Below are 14,870 nucleotides of genomic sequence, written 5' to 3'. Positions count from 1 at the left end.
TGCTGCGCTTCAGAGATACGGCGTTGAAAACGCGCTCAAAATGCTCATGTACCGCTCGTACATTCCGCTTTTTCGCTAGTTTTCGCCTTGTCTCGCCCTTGCTCGTGAGCCTTTGAACAGGCTCTAAGGGGAGGTGATCCCGACAATGGATTTTTTCCAGCTAAATACAGAAGCGATCGAGCTTTATTACATGGGAATAATTGCGTTAGCATGGTCCGACAAGCCAACCATTAAGAGAATTCCGCGATGAAGCTAACCTTGATCTCGCTGGCCTTTGTCGCCGCCAGCCTGGCGCTGCCGGCAGCGGCGGCCTCCGCTCCCGCCGACGGTCACGCGCTGCCGCCCGGCATCAGCTGGCTGCAGGGCGACGTGCCGGCGGCCTTCGCCAAGGCTAAATCGGAAAACAAGCCGCTGTTCCTGTACTGGGGCGCGGTATGGTGCCCGCCGTGCAATCAGGTCAAGGCCACCATTTTCAACCGCCAGGACTTCATCGCCCGCACCCGCCAGTTCGTGCCGGTCTACCTGGACGGCGACAGCCCGGACGCGCAAAAACTGGGCAGCGAATTCAAAGTGCGCGGCTATCCAACCATGATTCTGTTCCGGCCGGACGGCGCCGAGATCACTCGCCTGCCGGGCGAGGTGGACCCGGAGCGCTATCTGCGCACGCTGGAGCTGGGGCTGGCGGCGGCGCGGCCGGTGAAGGCGCTGCTGCAGGCGGCCTTGGCCGGGGACAAGCTGGCGGACGGCGATTGGCAATTGCTGGCGGATTATTCCTGGGACACCGACCAGGCGCAGATCGTGCCTGAAAAACAGGTGGCGGCGACATTGGCGCGCTTGGCGGACAAGGCGCCGGCGCAGCCGGCGGCCACCGCGCTGCGGCTGAAGTTGAAAGCGCTGGCCGCGACGGCGGGCGAGGAGACGCCGGCGGCGGACCGCGCGCAAGGGCTGGCCGTGGCGCGCGCCGCCTTGGCGCAGCCGCGCGCCAACGCCGACATTCTGATCAACAGCGCCGCCGACATCGTCAAAGCCTTGAGCGCGGAGGGGGCCGAGCGTTTGGCGCTGGAGGCGCAATGGGACGCCGCCTTGGAAAAACTGGCCGCGGACGCCGGCCTGTCCACCGCCGACCGTCTGGGCGCCTTGTCGTCGCGGCTGGCGCTGGCGCGTTTGAACCAGCCCAAGGGCGAGCTGCCGCGCGTTTTGCGCGACGAGGTCAAGCAAAGGGTGGTGGCGGCGGACAAGGGCACCGCCAATCCCTATGAACGCCAGGCGGTGATCACCGCCGGCGCCGATCTGCTGACTCAGGCGGGCTGGCTGGACGAATCCGACGCGCTGCTGAAGGCGGAACTGGGCCGCTCCCACGCGCCGTACTACCACATGCTGATCCTGGCCTCCAACGCCAAGCAGCGCGGCGACAAGGCCGCGGCGCTGGACTGGTACCGCCAGGCCTACGAGGCCGCCAACGGCCCGGCCACGCGGCTGCAATGGGGCGTCAGCTATCTGAGCGGGGCGATTGAACTGGCGCCGGGGGACGAGAAGCGGATCGAGAACACCGCCAGCGCCATCTTCAAGGAGGCGGGCAGCACGCCCAGCGCCTTCTACGAACGCAACCGGCGCTCGCTGGAAAAAGCGGTGAACCGGCTCAAGGCCTGGGGCCGGCAGCAACAGCAGACGGCGGCGCTGGCGCGCTTGGCAGGACAATTGGACGCGGTGTGCGGCAAGCTGCCGGCCGGCGATCCGCAAAAGCCGGTGTGCGAGGGCCTGGCCCAGTCCGCCCGCTCTTGAGTCAGCCCGCGGCGGCGGGCAGCGCCGACAGCATCACTTTGTCGCGGCCATGGTGCTTGGCCTGGTAGAGCATGGCGTCGGCCTCGCAGAACAGGCTTTCCAGCGAGGCGTGGCTGCTGTTCAGACAGGCCACGCCCAGGCTGGCGGTGAAACGCAGCCGCGCGCCGGCCTCCGGCAGCGGCAGCTCGATGCGGGCGATGGCGGCGCGCAGCCGCTCCGCCACCTGCGCCGCCTGCTCACGGCCAGTGTCCGGCAGCAGGATGCAGAACTCCTCGCCGCCGTGGCGGCCGATCAGATCCGTCTGGCGCGCCTGGCGCCGCAGGCAGTCGGCCAGCGCGGTCAGCGCCTGGTCGCCGGCCAGGTGGCCGTGGCGGTCGTTGATGCTTTTGAAATGGTCGAGGTCCAGCACGATCAGCGACAAGGCTCGCCGTTCGCGCTGGGCCAGGCGGAACGCCGTCACCGCTTCCTCGTCGAAGCTGCGCCGGTTCAGCAAGCGGGTCAGGCTGTCGCTGCGCGATTGCTGCAACAGCTGATCCATCGCCCGCTCGTAGACCAGATAGAGCTGGCACACCACCACGCCGTAGCCGGACCACTGCGTCATCAGCAGCAACAGGTTCTGAGGCTGGCCGGCGACTTCGATGTCGGGCTGCATCGCGGACAGCGCCAGCGCCAGCCGCGTCATCTCCAGCAGCAGGGTCAGCACCGCCAGCGCCGAGGCCAGCGACTTGCCGGCGCGCGGCGAATCCTGTTCCGCCTGCCACAGCCGCCAGGCGATCAAGCCCCACAGCAGACAAGCGCCCAGAGAGAAGATGGCGTGGCGGGCCAGCGCAGAATGCGCGAGGCCGTCGTGGATGAACAGCGGCAGGGGAATGAAGACCAGGGCCAGACCCAAGGGCAGGCTGAAGTGGCTGGAGTGCTTGTAAAAACGCTCGATGCTGATCAGCACGTGCAGCGCCGCCAACTGGATCAGCAGTTTGGCGCTGATGGAGATCAGGGCGGGGTCCAGCTCCAGCGGCGCGAGATAGAGCAGGCCGGCCGCCGCGTCCAGCAAGCCGCCGATGGCGAGCGCCAGCACCGCGGGCTGGCGCTGGCTGCGCTGCCAGAACAGGAAGGTGACCAGGGAAATGACCAGGCTGTAGCCGGCGGTGCAGGCCAGCGTTGTCCGAGGGTCGAGGAAAAATGACATCGTGTTCTATGGGCAAAGAGCGTCTGGCAGGGTATCGGCCAGGCAAGCGCACGACAATAGCAGTCTATTGATATTCATACAATTTCACTCTGAAATAAAACGCAGCCCCATGCCATGGGATGCGGCGCGTGCGCTACAATTATCTCTTTTGATTGTTGGTCTGCATCATGGACAAGCCGCGGTATCCGATCAGCGAGCGCGAAGTGGAATTCAGCGCGATGCGCGCGCAAGGCGCGGGCGGGCAAAACGTCAACAAAGTGTCGTCGGCGGTGCATCTGCGCTTCGACGTGCGCGCCTCCTCTTTGCCGGAATGGCTGCGCGAGCGCCTGCTGGCCCTACCGGACCAGCGCTTGAACAAGGACGGCGTGCTGGTGATCAAGGCGCAGCAGCACCGCACCCAGGAATTGAACCGCGCCGACGCGCTGCAGCGGCTGCAGGCCTGGGTCGACGCCGCCAGCCACACTCCCAAGGCGCGCCGCGCCACCAAACCCACTTACGGCTCCAAGCAGCGCCGGCTGGCCGGCAAGACGCGGCGCGGCGAAGTCAAATCCCTGCGCGGCAAGGTGGATCTGTAGCCGGCGCAATTGCTTCGGCGGAATCGCGGGAATGTATTAGTGTTAATGCTGAGAGCATTAATACTGAGGCAAAGGGGCCGCGATGAAAGGCTTGACGATTCGGGCGCAGCTGCAGCTGCTGGCTTTCGGCGTAGTGGTATCCTGCCTGCTGATCGGCGCGGTCGGCTACCAAAGCACGGCGCACTTGGTGCGCAGCATCAATGAATTGCTGGACAGCCAGGGCGCGGTGCGGCGGCAGATGGACGCCGACATGATGCACGACGCGGTGCACGGCGACGTGCTGGCGCTGATGCTGGCGCAGAAGAACGGCGACCGCGCCGCGTTGACCGAGATTCGCAAGGACGTGGACGAGCACCGCAAGCGCTTTCTCGGCGCGATGAAGGAAAACCAGGACAAGGTCAGCGATCCCGAGGCCCGCGCCCTGCTTGAGCAGATCCTGCCGGTGGTGGAGCGCTATACCGGCGCGGCCGCCGCCATCGTCGCCGTCGGCTTCGACCAACCGGAGCAGGCGACCGCCAAGTTGAAGGATTTCCAGCAGGACTTCGCGCTGCTGGAGGACAAGATGGAAAAACTGGCCGACGCCATCGACAACGGTTCGCGGCGGCAGAACGACAGCACCGTGGCGCAGGTGGGCGTGGCCGCCGTGCTCATCATCGTGGCGGCGCTGGCCGCAGCCTTGCTGATGGCCCTGCTGTGCTGGTGGGTGGCGCGTTCGGTATTGCCGCCTATCGAGCGTTTCAAGGACGCGGCGCAGCGCATCGAGCGCAGCGGCGACCTGTCCATCCGCGCGCAAGTGGGACGGCGCGATGAGCTGGGCGCCGCCATCGGCGAGTTCAACACCCTGATGGACACCCTGCAAGGCATCGTCGGCAAGGTGGGCCAGACCTCCGGCGCGCTCGGAGATTCGGTCGACGAGATCGCCCAGCTCACCCAGAGCGTGGAGCAGGCCAGCCGGCTGCAAACCGATTCGGCGCAGTCCATGGCCGGCGCCATCCAGCAATTGGCCGACCATCTGGCCAGCGTGGCCGAGCACGCCGACAGCACTTTGCGCATCGCCGGCGAAGTGGGGCAATGTTCCAGCGAAGGCAGCAAGGCGGTGCAACAGACCGTGGGCAATATCGGCAACCTGGCCCAAACCATTCATCACAGCGCCAACAGCGTGCAATTGCTGGAGGGCGACATCCGCAAGATAGGCGGCATGGTGGATTCGATCCGCGGCATCGCCGAGCAAACCAATCTCTTGGCCTTGAACGCCGCCATCGAGGCCGCGCGCGCCGGCGAGTCCGGCCGCGGCTTCGCCGTGGTGGCGGACGAAGTGCGCGCGCTGGCGGAGCGCACCGCGCAGGCGACGGCGGATATCGTCAACGTCATTTCCCAGTTGCAGGCCACCTCGGAACAAGTGGTCAGCGGCATGGAAAGCGGCGTCGGCCAGGTGGAACAGGGGGTGGAACTGGTGAAGCAGCTGGGCGGCATGGTGGATCAGATCGGCCGCCAGGCCGGGGTGGCGGAGGAGCGCATCCGCAATATCTCCCGGCTGCTGGACAATCAGAAGGCGGCCGGCGCGCAAATCCTGGTCAACGTCGACGAGGTGACCCAGCACGCCGGCACCACCAGCCGTTCGGTGGGCCAGGTGCAGGACGAGCTGGTGCAGCTGCGCGGCCATTTCGGCGAGTTGAGCGAGTCCATCCGCCACATGCGGGTCTGATCGGGTTTGGCCGCCACGGCCGGCGCGGGTAGAATGCACGGTTTTTGACACGCCGAAGCGGCGCGGAGGATGCGGCCATGGCCAAAAAACAGAAACAGGACGAATTGGACGAGGAAACCCGCGCGCTGCTGGAATGGTGCGCGGAGGTGGAAACCCATCTGGTGGCGGCCGGCGCCACCGTGGCCGAGGCTCAGGAGCATATCGAGGAACAGGCCGAGTGGTACACCGACCAGTACTACGATGGTCTGAGCCCGGAAGAGGCGGCGCGGGCGGCGCTGAAATGAGTCGGCGCATCGCCGTCATCGACTTCGAAACCAACGGCGCCTCTCCGGGGCGCGATTGCCGCGCCACCGAAATCGGAGTGGCCTTGCTGGAAGACGGCCGCATCGTCGGCCGTTATCAAAGCCTGATCAACGCCGGGGTGTGGATTCCGCCGATGATCGAGCGCCTGACCGGCATCAGCAACGCGATGCTGCGCGACGCGCCGCCGCCGGCGGTGGCGATGGCCGAAGCGGCGCGCTTCGTCGGCGACACGCCGCTGGCCGCTCACAACGCCAGCTTCGACCGCAAGTTCTGGGACTACGAGCTGGCCCAGCTGGGCCTGTCGCGCAGACAGGACTTCGCCTGCACCCTGCTGCTGTCGCGCCGGGTGCTGCCGCAGGCGCCGGACCACAAGCTGGGCACTTTGGCGCGCTGGCTGAGCCTGCCGGACACCGGCCGCGCCCACCGCGCGCTGGCCGACGCGGAAATGGCCGCGCATTTGCTATCGCATTTGCAGGGCGAACTGAGCAGCCGCTATGGCGCGCATCTGTGTGAGCACGGCCAGCTGTGCGGCATGCAGAAGATCAGCGCGGCCAAGATAGGCCAGTATCTGCAAGCCAAGGCCGGCTGAACCGCGGTCCGCGTCGCGATGAGGCGGCGCAAATCTCAGCCGCTTTCGTCTGGCGCGCCGACGCCAAACTCCGGTCTGGCCGAGAACCAGTCCAGCGCCGATTCCCGCAGCGCGGCGACGGCCGGCGTGTCCGCCCGCTCGCGCAGGCAGGCCAGCACGATGCGCTGAGCGGGCAGCGGCTCGGCGATGGGGCGCAGCGCCAGCGGCTGGCCGTCGTAGCTGTGATCGCCGCTGGGCCGGGTGTAGGCGATGGCCACGCCCAGGCCGTGCGCCACCATGCCGCGTTGCAGCTCAAAACTGCGCACCGACTCCAGCCGCGCCGGCCGCAGGCCGTGCATGCGCAGCAAGTCCAGAAAATGCGGGCCGCTGTGCGCCTGCTCGGTCAGCAGCAGCGGCCATTCGCACAATTCCTTCAAACCCACCTGTTCCGCCCGCGCCAGCGGATGATCGACCGCCAGCAGCGCGTGCGGCGCCAGCGTGCGCAGTTCGGTCAAGGCCAGCGCCGGCGGCAGCGCCAGATCATAGCTGATGGCCGCGTCCAGCCCGCCCTGCAGCAGTTGCGGGCCGATCAGGTCGAAGCCGCATTCGCGCACCTCCACGCGCAGCCGCGGCTGGCGTTCGCCCAAGGCGCGCAGCAGGGGCGGCAGGCAATAGGGCGCCAAGTCCTCGAAGCAACCCAGCGCCAACTCTCCGGCCAAGGCGTCCGCGTTGTCGGCCAGCCCCTCCAGCGCCATCGCGGCTTCCACGGTTCGCCGCGCCTGCGCCAGCGCCTGCCGGCCAAACGGCGTCGTCGCCATTCCCGCGCCGCGGGTGCGGACGAACAGCGCCTGGCCCAGGATGGTTTCCAGCTCGCCGACGGCGGCGGATATCGCCGGCTGAGACACGTTCAGCCGTTCGGCCGCGGCGCTGATGCCGCCGTGGCGGGCCACGGCCAGCGCGTAGCGCAATTGACGCAGGGTCAGCTTCATCGCTTTTTCCGAGGAGTATGGTCAAAACATATTATTTTATTCTGGCATGGATTTGCGGCGATAGTGAGGACGGCCGCCCGCAGCGGCGGCGCCCACCCGCAGCAGATAAGGAGAACGCCATGCTTGCCTGTCCCGAAATTTCCGCCGCCGACGTCGCCGCTTTTCAGCGCGACGGCGCCGTCTGCCTGCGCGGGCTGTTCCGCGATTGGGTGGAAGCCATCGCCGCCGGCATCGAATGCAATCTGCGCGCGCCCGGCCCTTACGCCGGCAATGTGGTGGCCGCCGGCGAGCCGGGGTCTTTCTTCGAGGATTACTGCAACTGGCGGCGCATTCCCGAGTTCGAGGCGGTGGTGCGGGAGTCGCCGGCCGCGGCCGGCGCCGCCGCGCTGATGGGCTCGGGCAGCGCGCAATTCTTCCACGAGCATGTGCTGGTCAAGGAGCCGGGCACCCATAAGCCCACGCCCTGGCATCAGGACATCCCTTATTACTTTGTCGACGGCGAGCAGACCGTCAGTTTCTGGATTCCGGCGGACCCGGTGCGGGAGGCGACGTTGCGGCTGATCGCCGGTTCCCATCGTTGGGAGGAGTGGGTGCGGCCGCTGCGCTGGAAGGACGAGTCCGGATTTTACCAGGGCGACGCTCGCCGCTACCGCGATGCGCCGGACCCGGACCGCGAACCTGGGATGACCGTGCTGGAGTGGGATCTGGAGCCAGGCGACGCGGTGGTTTTCGATTTTCGCACCGTGCACGGCGCGCGCGGCAATCCCGGCGGCGAACGGCGGCGGGCGCTGTCCTTGCGCTGGCTGGGCGACGACGCGCGCTACGCCGAACGTCCGGGCCGCACTTCGCCGCCGTATCCGGAGCACGGCATGCTGCCGGGCCAGCGCCTGCGCGAGGACTGGTTTCCGGTGCTGTGGCCGGCGGCCTGAGAGCGGGTCGACTTTTCGCGCGGCGCGGCGTCCGTTCCAAATCAAACGGCCCGCCTAGGCGGGCCGTGTCGTCGGCTCAGGCGTCCAGGCCCTGCTGGGCCAGCGCCGCGGCGCGCAGGACCGCGCGCGCCTTGTTCTGGGTTTCCTGCCATTCCATGTCCGGCGAGGAGTCGGCGACGATGCCGGCGCCGGCCTGCACGTAGAGCATGCGGTTTTTCAGCACCGCGGTGCGAATGGCGATGCACAGGTCCATGTCGCCGTTGAAGCCTAGGTAGCCGACCGCGCCGCCGTAGATGCCGCGCTTGCTGGGCTCGAACTGGTCGATGATCTCCATCGCCCGCACCTTGGGCGCGCCGGACAGGGTGCCGGCCGGAAAGGTGGCCTTGAGCACGTCGATGTTCGACACTTCCGGGCCGACCTTGCCTTCGACGCTGGACACGATGTGCATCACGTGGGAATAGCGCTCGATCGCCATATTGTCGGTGACGCGCACGCTGCCGGTGACGGACACGCGGCCCACGTCGTTGCGGCCCAGGTCCATCAGCATCACGTGTTCGGCGATTTCCTTGGGGTCGGCCAGCAGTTCGGCGGCCAGCGCCTCGTCCTGCTCGCGGGTCTGGCCGCGCGGGCGGGTGCCGGCGATGGGACGCACGGTGACGGTGTCCTGCTCGCGGCGCACCAGGATTTCCGGCGAGGCGCCCACCACGTGGAAGTCGTCGAAATGGTAGAGGAACATATAGGGCGACGGGTTCAGGCTGCGCAGCGCGCGGTAGAGGCTGAGCGGGGACTCCGCGAACGGCATCTGCATGCGCTGCGACAGCACCACCTGCATGATGTCGCCGTCGTGGATGTAGCGCTTGCAGGCGGATACCGCGTCCTTGAACGCCTGTTCGCCGTATTCGGACGCCGATTGCGTGCCTTGGGTAGGCAAGGACAGGGGCGCTTCCAGAGGTTCGCGCAGGCGAGCGCGCAATTGCGCCAGCCGCGCCTCGGCTTTCAGCAGAGCGTTGGGCACCTCGGGATCGGCGTAGACGATCAGGTACAGCTTGCCGGACAGATTGTCCACCACCGCCAGCTCTTCGGACACCATCAGCAGCATGTCCGGCGTGCCTATGGTGTCGGGCTTGCTGGTTTCGGACAGCCGCTTTTCGATGTGGCGGATGGTGTCGTAGCCGAAATAGCCGACCAGACCGCCGGCGAAGCGCGGCAGACCGGGTTGCGGCGGGGTGTTGAAACGCTGCTGGAAGGCCTCGATGAAGGCCAGCGGGTCGCCGCTGTGGCGCTCGATCACCTTGTCGCCGTATTCCACCTGCACCTGCCGGCCGTTGACCCGCAGCCGGGTGGTGGACGGCAGGCCGATGAAGGAGTAGCGGCCAAAGCGCTCGCCGCCGACGACGGACTCCAACAGATAGGAATAAGGCTGGTTGGCCAGTTTCAGGTAGACCGACATCGGGGTGTCGAGGTCGGCGAACAGCTCCAGGCTGACCGGGATGCGGTTGTAGCCGGCGGCGGCCAGGCGGTTGAATTCTTCATGGGTCATGGCGGGTCCTGCGCTTTTGCGGTCGTGGTGAGGTCGAATGCAGCTTGTCAAACAGGCATTGAGCGACGCCATCGGCATCCAAGCCGGTATCCTTGTCTCATCATGAAGTTGTCATCCGTAAAAGAAGTTATCAGCTGATCAGCTATTCTTCATCAAATCGTAAAGTTCGGCAATATTGGCCACCACCAGGTCGGCGCCCAAGGAGGCGGCGTCCGCGTAGCCGTAGCTGACGGCGACGGCGGCGCTGCCGGCATTGCGGGCGGCCAGCACGTCGTTGGCGGAGTCGCCGACCATGGCCATTTGCTCGGGCTGAATGCCCAGCGCCTGGCAGGCGTGTTGCAAGGGCAGCGCCGACGGTTTCTTTTCCGGCAGGGTGTCGCCGCCGATGACCAGGCTGAAGTGGTCGCGCAGGCCCAGCTGCTCCAGCAGCGGCACGGCCAGCCGTTCGGACTTGTTGGTGATCACCGCCAGCGGCAGCTGCAGCGCGCGCAGCAGGCCCAGGCCGTCGGCCACGCCGGGATAGACGGCGGTGTTGTCGCTCAGGTGTTCGCGATAGTACTGGATGAAGAAGACGTAGCCGCGCTCCCACAGCGCCGGATCGGCCTGGCCGTCGCGCTCATTGGTCAGCGCGCGGTGCACCAGGCTGGCGATGCCGTCGCCGACATGCTCCTGGATGCGCAGCGCAGGCAGCGGCGGCAGGTCCAGATGTTCGCGCATGGCGTTGGCGGCGGCGGCCAGATCGGGGATGGAGTCGACCAGGGTGCCGTCCAGATCGAAGGCGACGGCTTTGATGTGTTTCAGATTCATATGCGTTTCAGTGCGGCGGCGTGGGCCGCCGGTTGGGTTTAGCCGGGCAGGCGTGGCGCGCGGGGACTGGGCTCCGCCCGTTGCCTGCTCCAAAGCGCGGCAGGGCGCGGACAGCTTCTCAGCCCAGGTTGCGGATGTCCACCACGGCTTGCAGGCCGAAGGCCGGCGACAGCAGGTGATCGACGATGCGGCGCGCGGCGGCGGCCGGGGTGCTCAGTTCGCCGTCCGCCTTCAGCGCGTCGAAACGCGCTTTCTGCGGAAATTGCTCGGCGTCGCTGCCGCGGATGCTGGCCTGCATATCGGTGTCCACCACGCCGGGATAGAGCGCGACGATTTGCGCGGCGTTGGCCTGGCCGGCCTGTTCCGCCGCCACGCTGCGGCTGAAGTGGTCCAGCCCGGCCTTGGTGGTGCAATACACGCTCCAGCCCGGGTAGGGCTTGGCGGCGGCTCCGGAGGAAATGTTGAGGATGCGGCGGCGGGCCTTGAAGCCGGCGCTGGCGCGCAGCAGCGCGTCCGTGGCCAGCATGGGCGCCGCCAGATTGATCGCCAGCGCGCGGACCACGTCCTCGGCCGGGTAGTGGCCGGCCTGGGCGATGGGGCTCACCACGCCGGCGTTGTTGATCAGGTTGAGGCTGGCGCAATCGGCCGGCTTCAGTTGCTCCACCGCGGCGGCGATGGCCGGTGCCACCGCGGCGGCGTCGGAAAGGTCGACGTCGATGGCGCTCAGGCGTTCCGGGTAGCGGCGCGCCAGCGCGGCCAGCGCGTCCACGGCGCCGCGCGCCAGGCCGGCGACGCGGTAGCCGTCGGCGAGCAGGGCTTCGGTCAGCGCCAGGCCAAGGCCGCGGGAAGCGCCGGTCACGATGAAGGCATGCATATCTGTGCTCCTGGGGAGAGGGCCGGCTTCAGCGGAGCTGGGCCAGCTCGGCGCGCATCGCGTCGATCACGGTTGTGTAGTCGGCCTGGCCGTAGATGGCGGAGCCTGCGACGAAGGTGTCGGCGCCGGCCTCGGCCACTGCGCGGATATTGTCGGTCTTGACGCCGCCGTCCACTTCAAGCCAGATTTCGCCGCCATGCTTGGCGGTGTATTCATCGATGCGGCGGCGCGCCTCGCGCACCTTGTCCAGCGCGTGCGGGATGAACTTCTGGCCGCCGAAGCCCGGGTTCACCGACATGATCAGCACCATGTCTATCTTGTCCATCACGTGATCCAGATAGGACAAGGAGGTAGCCGGATTGAACACCAGGCCGGCTTTGCAGCCGGCGTCCTTGATCAGGCCCAGCGTGCGGTCGACGTGCTCGGAGGCTTCCGGATGGAAGGTGATGATGTCCGCGCCGGCCTTGGCGAAGGCGGCGGCCAGACTGTCCACCGGCTTCACCATCAGGTGGACGTCGATGGGCGTGCCCTCGCAGTGCGGGCGGATGGCTTCGCACACCATAGGCCCTATGGTCAGGTTGGGCACATAGTGATTGTCCATCACGTCGAAATGGATGATGTCGGCGCCGGCGGCGATCACGTCGCGAACCTCTTGGCCAAGACAGGAAAAATCGGCGGAAAGAATGCTGGGGGCGATACGGAAAGTGCGCATAGGGCGTTGCTTTGGGCAAGGATGAACACGGGATGGCCACATTCTACCGCGCCAAAAGCGTCCCGGCGGGATAAAATGAAGCACAAACAACAAAAGGAGCGCTGAACATGGCGGAAAAAACCTACCGTGTCGAAGTGGAAGCCGAACCGCATTACATCGAAGAACAATCCAATATGGCCAACGACATCTATGTGTTCGGCTATCGCATCCGCATCACCAACACCGGCAGCGAACCGGCGCAGCTGGTCAGCCGCCACTGGATCATCGCCGACGCCAACGAGCAGGTGCAGGAAGTGCGCGGCATGGGCGTGGTGGGCGAGCAGCCGCGCATCGAGCCGGGCCAGTCTTTCGACTATTCCAGCGCCACCCATCTGAAAACGCCTTACGGTTCAATGAAGGGCAGTTATCAGTTCCTGGCCGACGACGGCAAGCGTTTCGAGGCGGAAATCCCCGAGATGAACTTGGTGGCGCCGCGCGTGCTGCACTAAAACCCCGAGGCCGGCGGCGCTATTTTTCCCTTGGCCAGGTCCACCACACGATGAAGGTGGCCAATCCGCCGGCAATCGCCGCTTCCAGCAATAATATCCACATGTCCGCGCCCCCTGGCGAGCGTTGATGATGTCTGCAAGACAGCTCAGCTCTCACTTTGGAACAGCTTGACGCAACAGGCAATCCCAAAATATGCGTTTCACCCATTCCGGCCCGGCTCCGGGCCGCCGCAACGATGTCGCCACCCTCAAGACGCTTGTGCCCTATTTATGGGTGTTCAAGTGGCGGGTGCTGCTGGCGCTGTCCTGTATGGTGCTGGCCAAGGTGGCCGCGGTCAGCGTGCCGCTGTACCTGAAAGACATCGTCGATCAACTCTCGGTGCCGGCCACGCTGTTGGCGCTGCCGGTGCTGGCGCTGGCCGGCTACGGCTGCGCCCGGCTGTTGTCCAGCGTGCTGGGCGAGCTGCGCGACGCGGTGTTCGCGCGGGTGATACAGGGCGCGGTGCGCAGCGTGGCGCGCGGCGTGTTCCAGCATCTGCTGAGGCTGTCCTTGCGCTTCCATCTGGAGCGCCAGACCGGCGGCATGAGCCGCGACATCGAGCGCGGCACCAAGGGCATAGGCTTTCTGCTGAACTTCACCGTGTTCAACATCCTGCCCACCTTGCTGGAAATCGGCATGGTCACCGCCATCCTGCTGCACCGCTACGCCTGGCCGTTCGCGTTGGTGACCTTCGGCACCATTGCCGTCTACATCGCCTTCACTCTGGTGGTGACCGAGTGGCGCACCGTTTACCGCCGCAGCATGAACGATCTGGATTCCAAGGCCAACGCCAAGGCGATAGACGCGCTGCTCAATTACGAGACGGTCAAATACTTCAACAACGAAGGCTACGAGGCGGCGCGTTACGACAAGAACCTGGCGGCCTGGGAGGCATCCGCGATCAAGAACCAGGTGTCGCTGTCCATGCTCAACGCCGGCCAGGGCCTGATCATCGCCAGCGGCGTCACCCTGATCATGATCTTGTCCGCGCGCGAGGTGGTGGCCGGGCGGATGACGGTGGGCGACGTGGTGCTGGTGGCCACCTTCATCACCCAGTTGTACGCGCCGTTGAACTTCCTCGGTTTCGTCTACCGCGAGATCAAGCATTCGCTGGCCGACATCGAGCGCATGTTCGCGCTGCTGGGCGCCAACGAGGAAGTGGCGGACGCGCCGGGGGCGGCGGCGCTGGCCGCGCCGGCGGCCGCGGTGCGCTTCGAGCAGGTGGGCTTCGCTTACGAGAGCAAGCGGCGGATTCTGAACGAGGTCAGCTTCGAAATCCCGGCCGGCAAGACGCTGGCGGTGGTCGGCGCCAGCGGCGCCGGCAAATCCACGCTGTCGCGGCTGCTGTTTCGCTATTACGACGTCGGCCAGGGCCGCATCCTGGTCAACGGCCGCGACATCCGCGAACTGACTCAGGACAGCCTGCGCGCCCATATCGGCATCGTGCCGCAGGACACGGTGCTGTTCAACGACACGGTGTATTACAACATCGCCTACGGCCGGCCGGGCGCCAGCCGCGAGGAGGTGATGGAGGCGGCCAAGTCCGCGCACATCCACGATTTCGTCAGCGGCCTGCCGGACGGTTACGACACCATGGTGGGCGAACGCGGCCTCAAGCTGTCCGGCGGGGAAAAGCAGCGGGTGGCGATTGCGCGCACCATTCTGAAAAACCCGCCCATTCTGATCTTCGACGAAGCCACCAGCGCATTGGACTCGCGCACCGAGAAGGCGATCCAGCGCGAGCTGGCGGAAATTTCCGCCAACCGCACCACGCTGATCATCGCCCACCGGCTGTCCACCATCGTCGACGCCGACCAGATTCTGGTGATGGAGGCCGGCGGCGTGCTGGAGCAGGGCAGCCACCGCGAACTGCTGGAGCGCGGCGGCCGCTACGCCGAGATGTGGCGCTTGCAGCAGACGGAGCAACTGGCGGCCGACGACGCCTGAAAGGCGTCGCTTTAAGCTTGGCGGCGGCCGGCGGCCTTCAATTCGCTCATCGCCGCCAGCACCTCGTCGGCCAGCGCCAGCATGCGTTGGCAGTCGGACGCTTGCGGCTGGGAGGAGAAGTCCAGCGTGGGGGCCAGCGCCTGCAAGGCGCGGCGGGCGCTGGCGGCCACGTCGGCGGCCAGATTGAAGTCGCCGGGAGACAGCACCCGGCCGTTGCGGACTTTCTTGTAGTACACGGCCGCCATCTGCGCGTATTGCGTCGCGGTTTGCTGCGAGGCCAGGCTGGGGCCCAGCGCTTCCAGCAGCGCCATGATTTCGCGGCAGGCCTGCTCCGCGGCGTTCCAGCGCTTGTCCTGCTGCTGGCGTTGCTGCGCCTGGGGCTTGGTCGCGGCTTTCTTGCTGGCCATCTTGGGCTCCTGGGGAAA

The 14,870-nt window shown here is 66.5% G+C and carries 15 protein-coding genes; 8 read left to right on the top strand and 7 right to left on the bottom strand.

The window, feature by feature from the left end; translation table 11 throughout:
- Nucleotides 1-246 precede the first annotated feature (246 nt).
- Nucleotides 247-1,782 carry a thioredoxin fold domain-containing protein gene (locus VK98_RS14765; protein ID WP_048414769.1) on the top strand — a complete coding sequence of 512 codons (1,536 nt, stop codon included), beginning with the start codon at nt 247-249 and terminating at the stop codon, nt 1,780-1,782.
- Nucleotide 1,783: 1 nt separating this feature from the next.
- Here VK98_RS14765 and VK98_RS22865 read toward each other — a convergent pair whose 3' ends face one another.
- Nucleotides 1,784-2,968, bottom strand: a complete 1,185-nt coding sequence (locus VK98_RS22865; protein WP_053077401.1) for a diguanylate cyclase — start codon at nt 2,966-2,968, stop codon at nt 1,784-1,786.
- Nucleotides 2,969-3,135: 167 nt separating this feature from the next.
- On the opposite strand from VK98_RS22865, the gene arfB reads away from it, so the two are divergent.
- The 4 genes from arfB to VK98_RS14740 all read left to right on the top strand — a co-directional run bounded on the left by arfB (nt 3,136) and on the right by VK98_RS14740 (nt 6,140).
- Nucleotides 3,136-3,543: an alternative ribosome rescue aminoacyl-tRNA hydrolase ArfB gene (gene arfB, locus VK98_RS14755; protein WP_048414853.1), complete on the top strand. Its 408-nt coding sequence runs from the start codon at nt 3,136-3,138 to the stop codon at nt 3,541-3,543.
- Between the two features lie 82 nt (nt 3,544-3,625).
- Entirely contained in the window at nt 3,626-5,248 is a 1,623-nt protein-coding gene (locus VK98_RS14750; protein WP_048414768.1) for a methyl-accepting chemotaxis protein, read from the top strand.
- Nucleotides 5,249-5,325: 77 nt separating this feature from the next.
- Nucleotides 5,326-5,532 carry a hypothetical protein gene (locus tag VK98_RS14745; protein WP_019101381.1) on the top strand — a complete coding sequence of 69 codons (207 nt, stop codon included), beginning with the start codon at nt 5,326-5,328 and terminating at the stop codon, nt 5,530-5,532.
- A complete protein-coding gene (locus tag VK98_RS14740; RefSeq protein WP_048414767.1) occupies nt 5,529-6,140 on the top strand; it encodes a PolC-type DNA polymerase III in 612 nt (203 codons plus the stop codon). The genes VK98_RS14745 and VK98_RS14740 overlap by 4 nt, the downstream gene beginning before the upstream one ends.
- A gap of 35 nt (nt 6,141-6,175) precedes the next feature.
- Here VK98_RS14740 and VK98_RS14735 read toward each other — a convergent pair whose 3' ends face one another.
- On the bottom strand, nt 6,176-7,108 hold the full coding sequence (locus tag VK98_RS14735; RefSeq protein ID WP_048414766.1) for a LysR family transcriptional regulator: 933 nt from the start codon (nt 7,106-7,108) through the stop codon (nt 6,176-6,178).
- 119 nt (nt 7,109-7,227) lie between these two features.
- Between VK98_RS14735 and VK98_RS14730 the strand changes: the two genes are divergently transcribed.
- Nucleotides 7,228-8,037 carry a phytanoyl-CoA dioxygenase family protein gene (locus tag VK98_RS14730; RefSeq protein WP_048414765.1) on the top strand — a complete coding sequence of 270 codons (810 nt, stop codon included), beginning with the start codon at nt 7,228-7,230 and terminating at the stop codon, nt 8,035-8,037.
- Between the two features lie 76 nt (nt 8,038-8,113).
- Here the strand turns inward: VK98_RS14730 and trpE are convergent, their stop codons facing one another.
- From trpE to rpe, 4 genes are all read right to left on the bottom strand, one after another.
- Nucleotides 8,114-9,577 carry an anthranilate synthase component I gene (gene trpE, locus VK98_RS14725; RefSeq protein WP_048414764.1) on the bottom strand — a complete coding sequence of 488 codons (1,464 nt, stop codon included), beginning with the start codon at nt 9,575-9,577 and terminating at the stop codon, nt 8,114-8,116.
- Nucleotides 9,578-9,715: 138 nt separating this feature from the next.
- The gene (locus VK98_RS14720) at nt 9,716-10,384 is read right to left on the bottom strand and encodes a phosphoglycolate phosphatase (protein ID WP_048414763.1); all 669 of its coding nucleotides are present in this window, start codon (nt 10,382-10,384) and stop codon (nt 9,716-9,718) included.
- Nucleotides 10,385-10,502: 118 nt separating this feature from the next.
- A complete protein-coding gene (locus tag VK98_RS14715; RefSeq protein WP_048414762.1) occupies nt 10,503-11,258 on the bottom strand; it encodes an SDR family oxidoreductase in 756 nt (251 codons plus the stop codon).
- A gap of 28 nt (nt 11,259-11,286) precedes the next feature.
- On the bottom strand, nt 11,287-11,970 hold the full coding sequence (gene rpe, locus VK98_RS14710; protein WP_048414761.1) for a ribulose-phosphate 3-epimerase: 684 nt from the start codon (nt 11,968-11,970) through the stop codon (nt 11,287-11,289).
- Between the two features lie 107 nt (nt 11,971-12,077).
- Between rpe and apaG the strand changes: the two genes are divergently transcribed.
- Complete coding sequence (apaG, locus tag VK98_RS14705; protein WP_019101389.1) at nt 12,078-12,458, top strand: Co2+/Mg2+ efflux protein ApaG; 381 nt, start codon at nt 12,078-12,080, stop codon at nt 12,456-12,458.
- Between the two features lie 193 nt (nt 12,459-12,651).
- Nucleotides 12,652-14,445 (top strand): ABC transporter ATP-binding protein/permease, encoded by a 1,794-nt coding sequence (locus VK98_RS14700; protein ID WP_048414760.1) that lies wholly within the window; start codon nt 12,652-12,654, stop codon nt 14,443-14,445.
- An 11-nt stretch (nt 14,446-14,456) separates the two neighbouring features.
- Here VK98_RS14700 and VK98_RS14695 read toward each other — a convergent pair whose 3' ends face one another.
- On the bottom strand, nt 14,457-14,852 hold the full coding sequence (locus VK98_RS14695) for a hypothetical protein (RefSeq protein ID WP_048414759.1): 396 nt from the start codon (nt 14,850-14,852) through the stop codon (nt 14,457-14,459).
- Nucleotides 14,853-14,870 lie beyond the last annotated feature (18 nt).

Origin of the sequence: Chromobacterium sp. LK11, assembly GCF_001043705.1 — a bacterium.
Taxonomy (GTDB): Bacteria; Pseudomonadota; Gammaproteobacteria; order Burkholderiales; family Chromobacteriaceae; genus Chromobacterium; species Chromobacterium alkanivorans.
The sequence above is the reverse complement of the archived record's forward strand: the minus strand, read 5'-3'. Positions and strand labels throughout refer to the sequence as shown.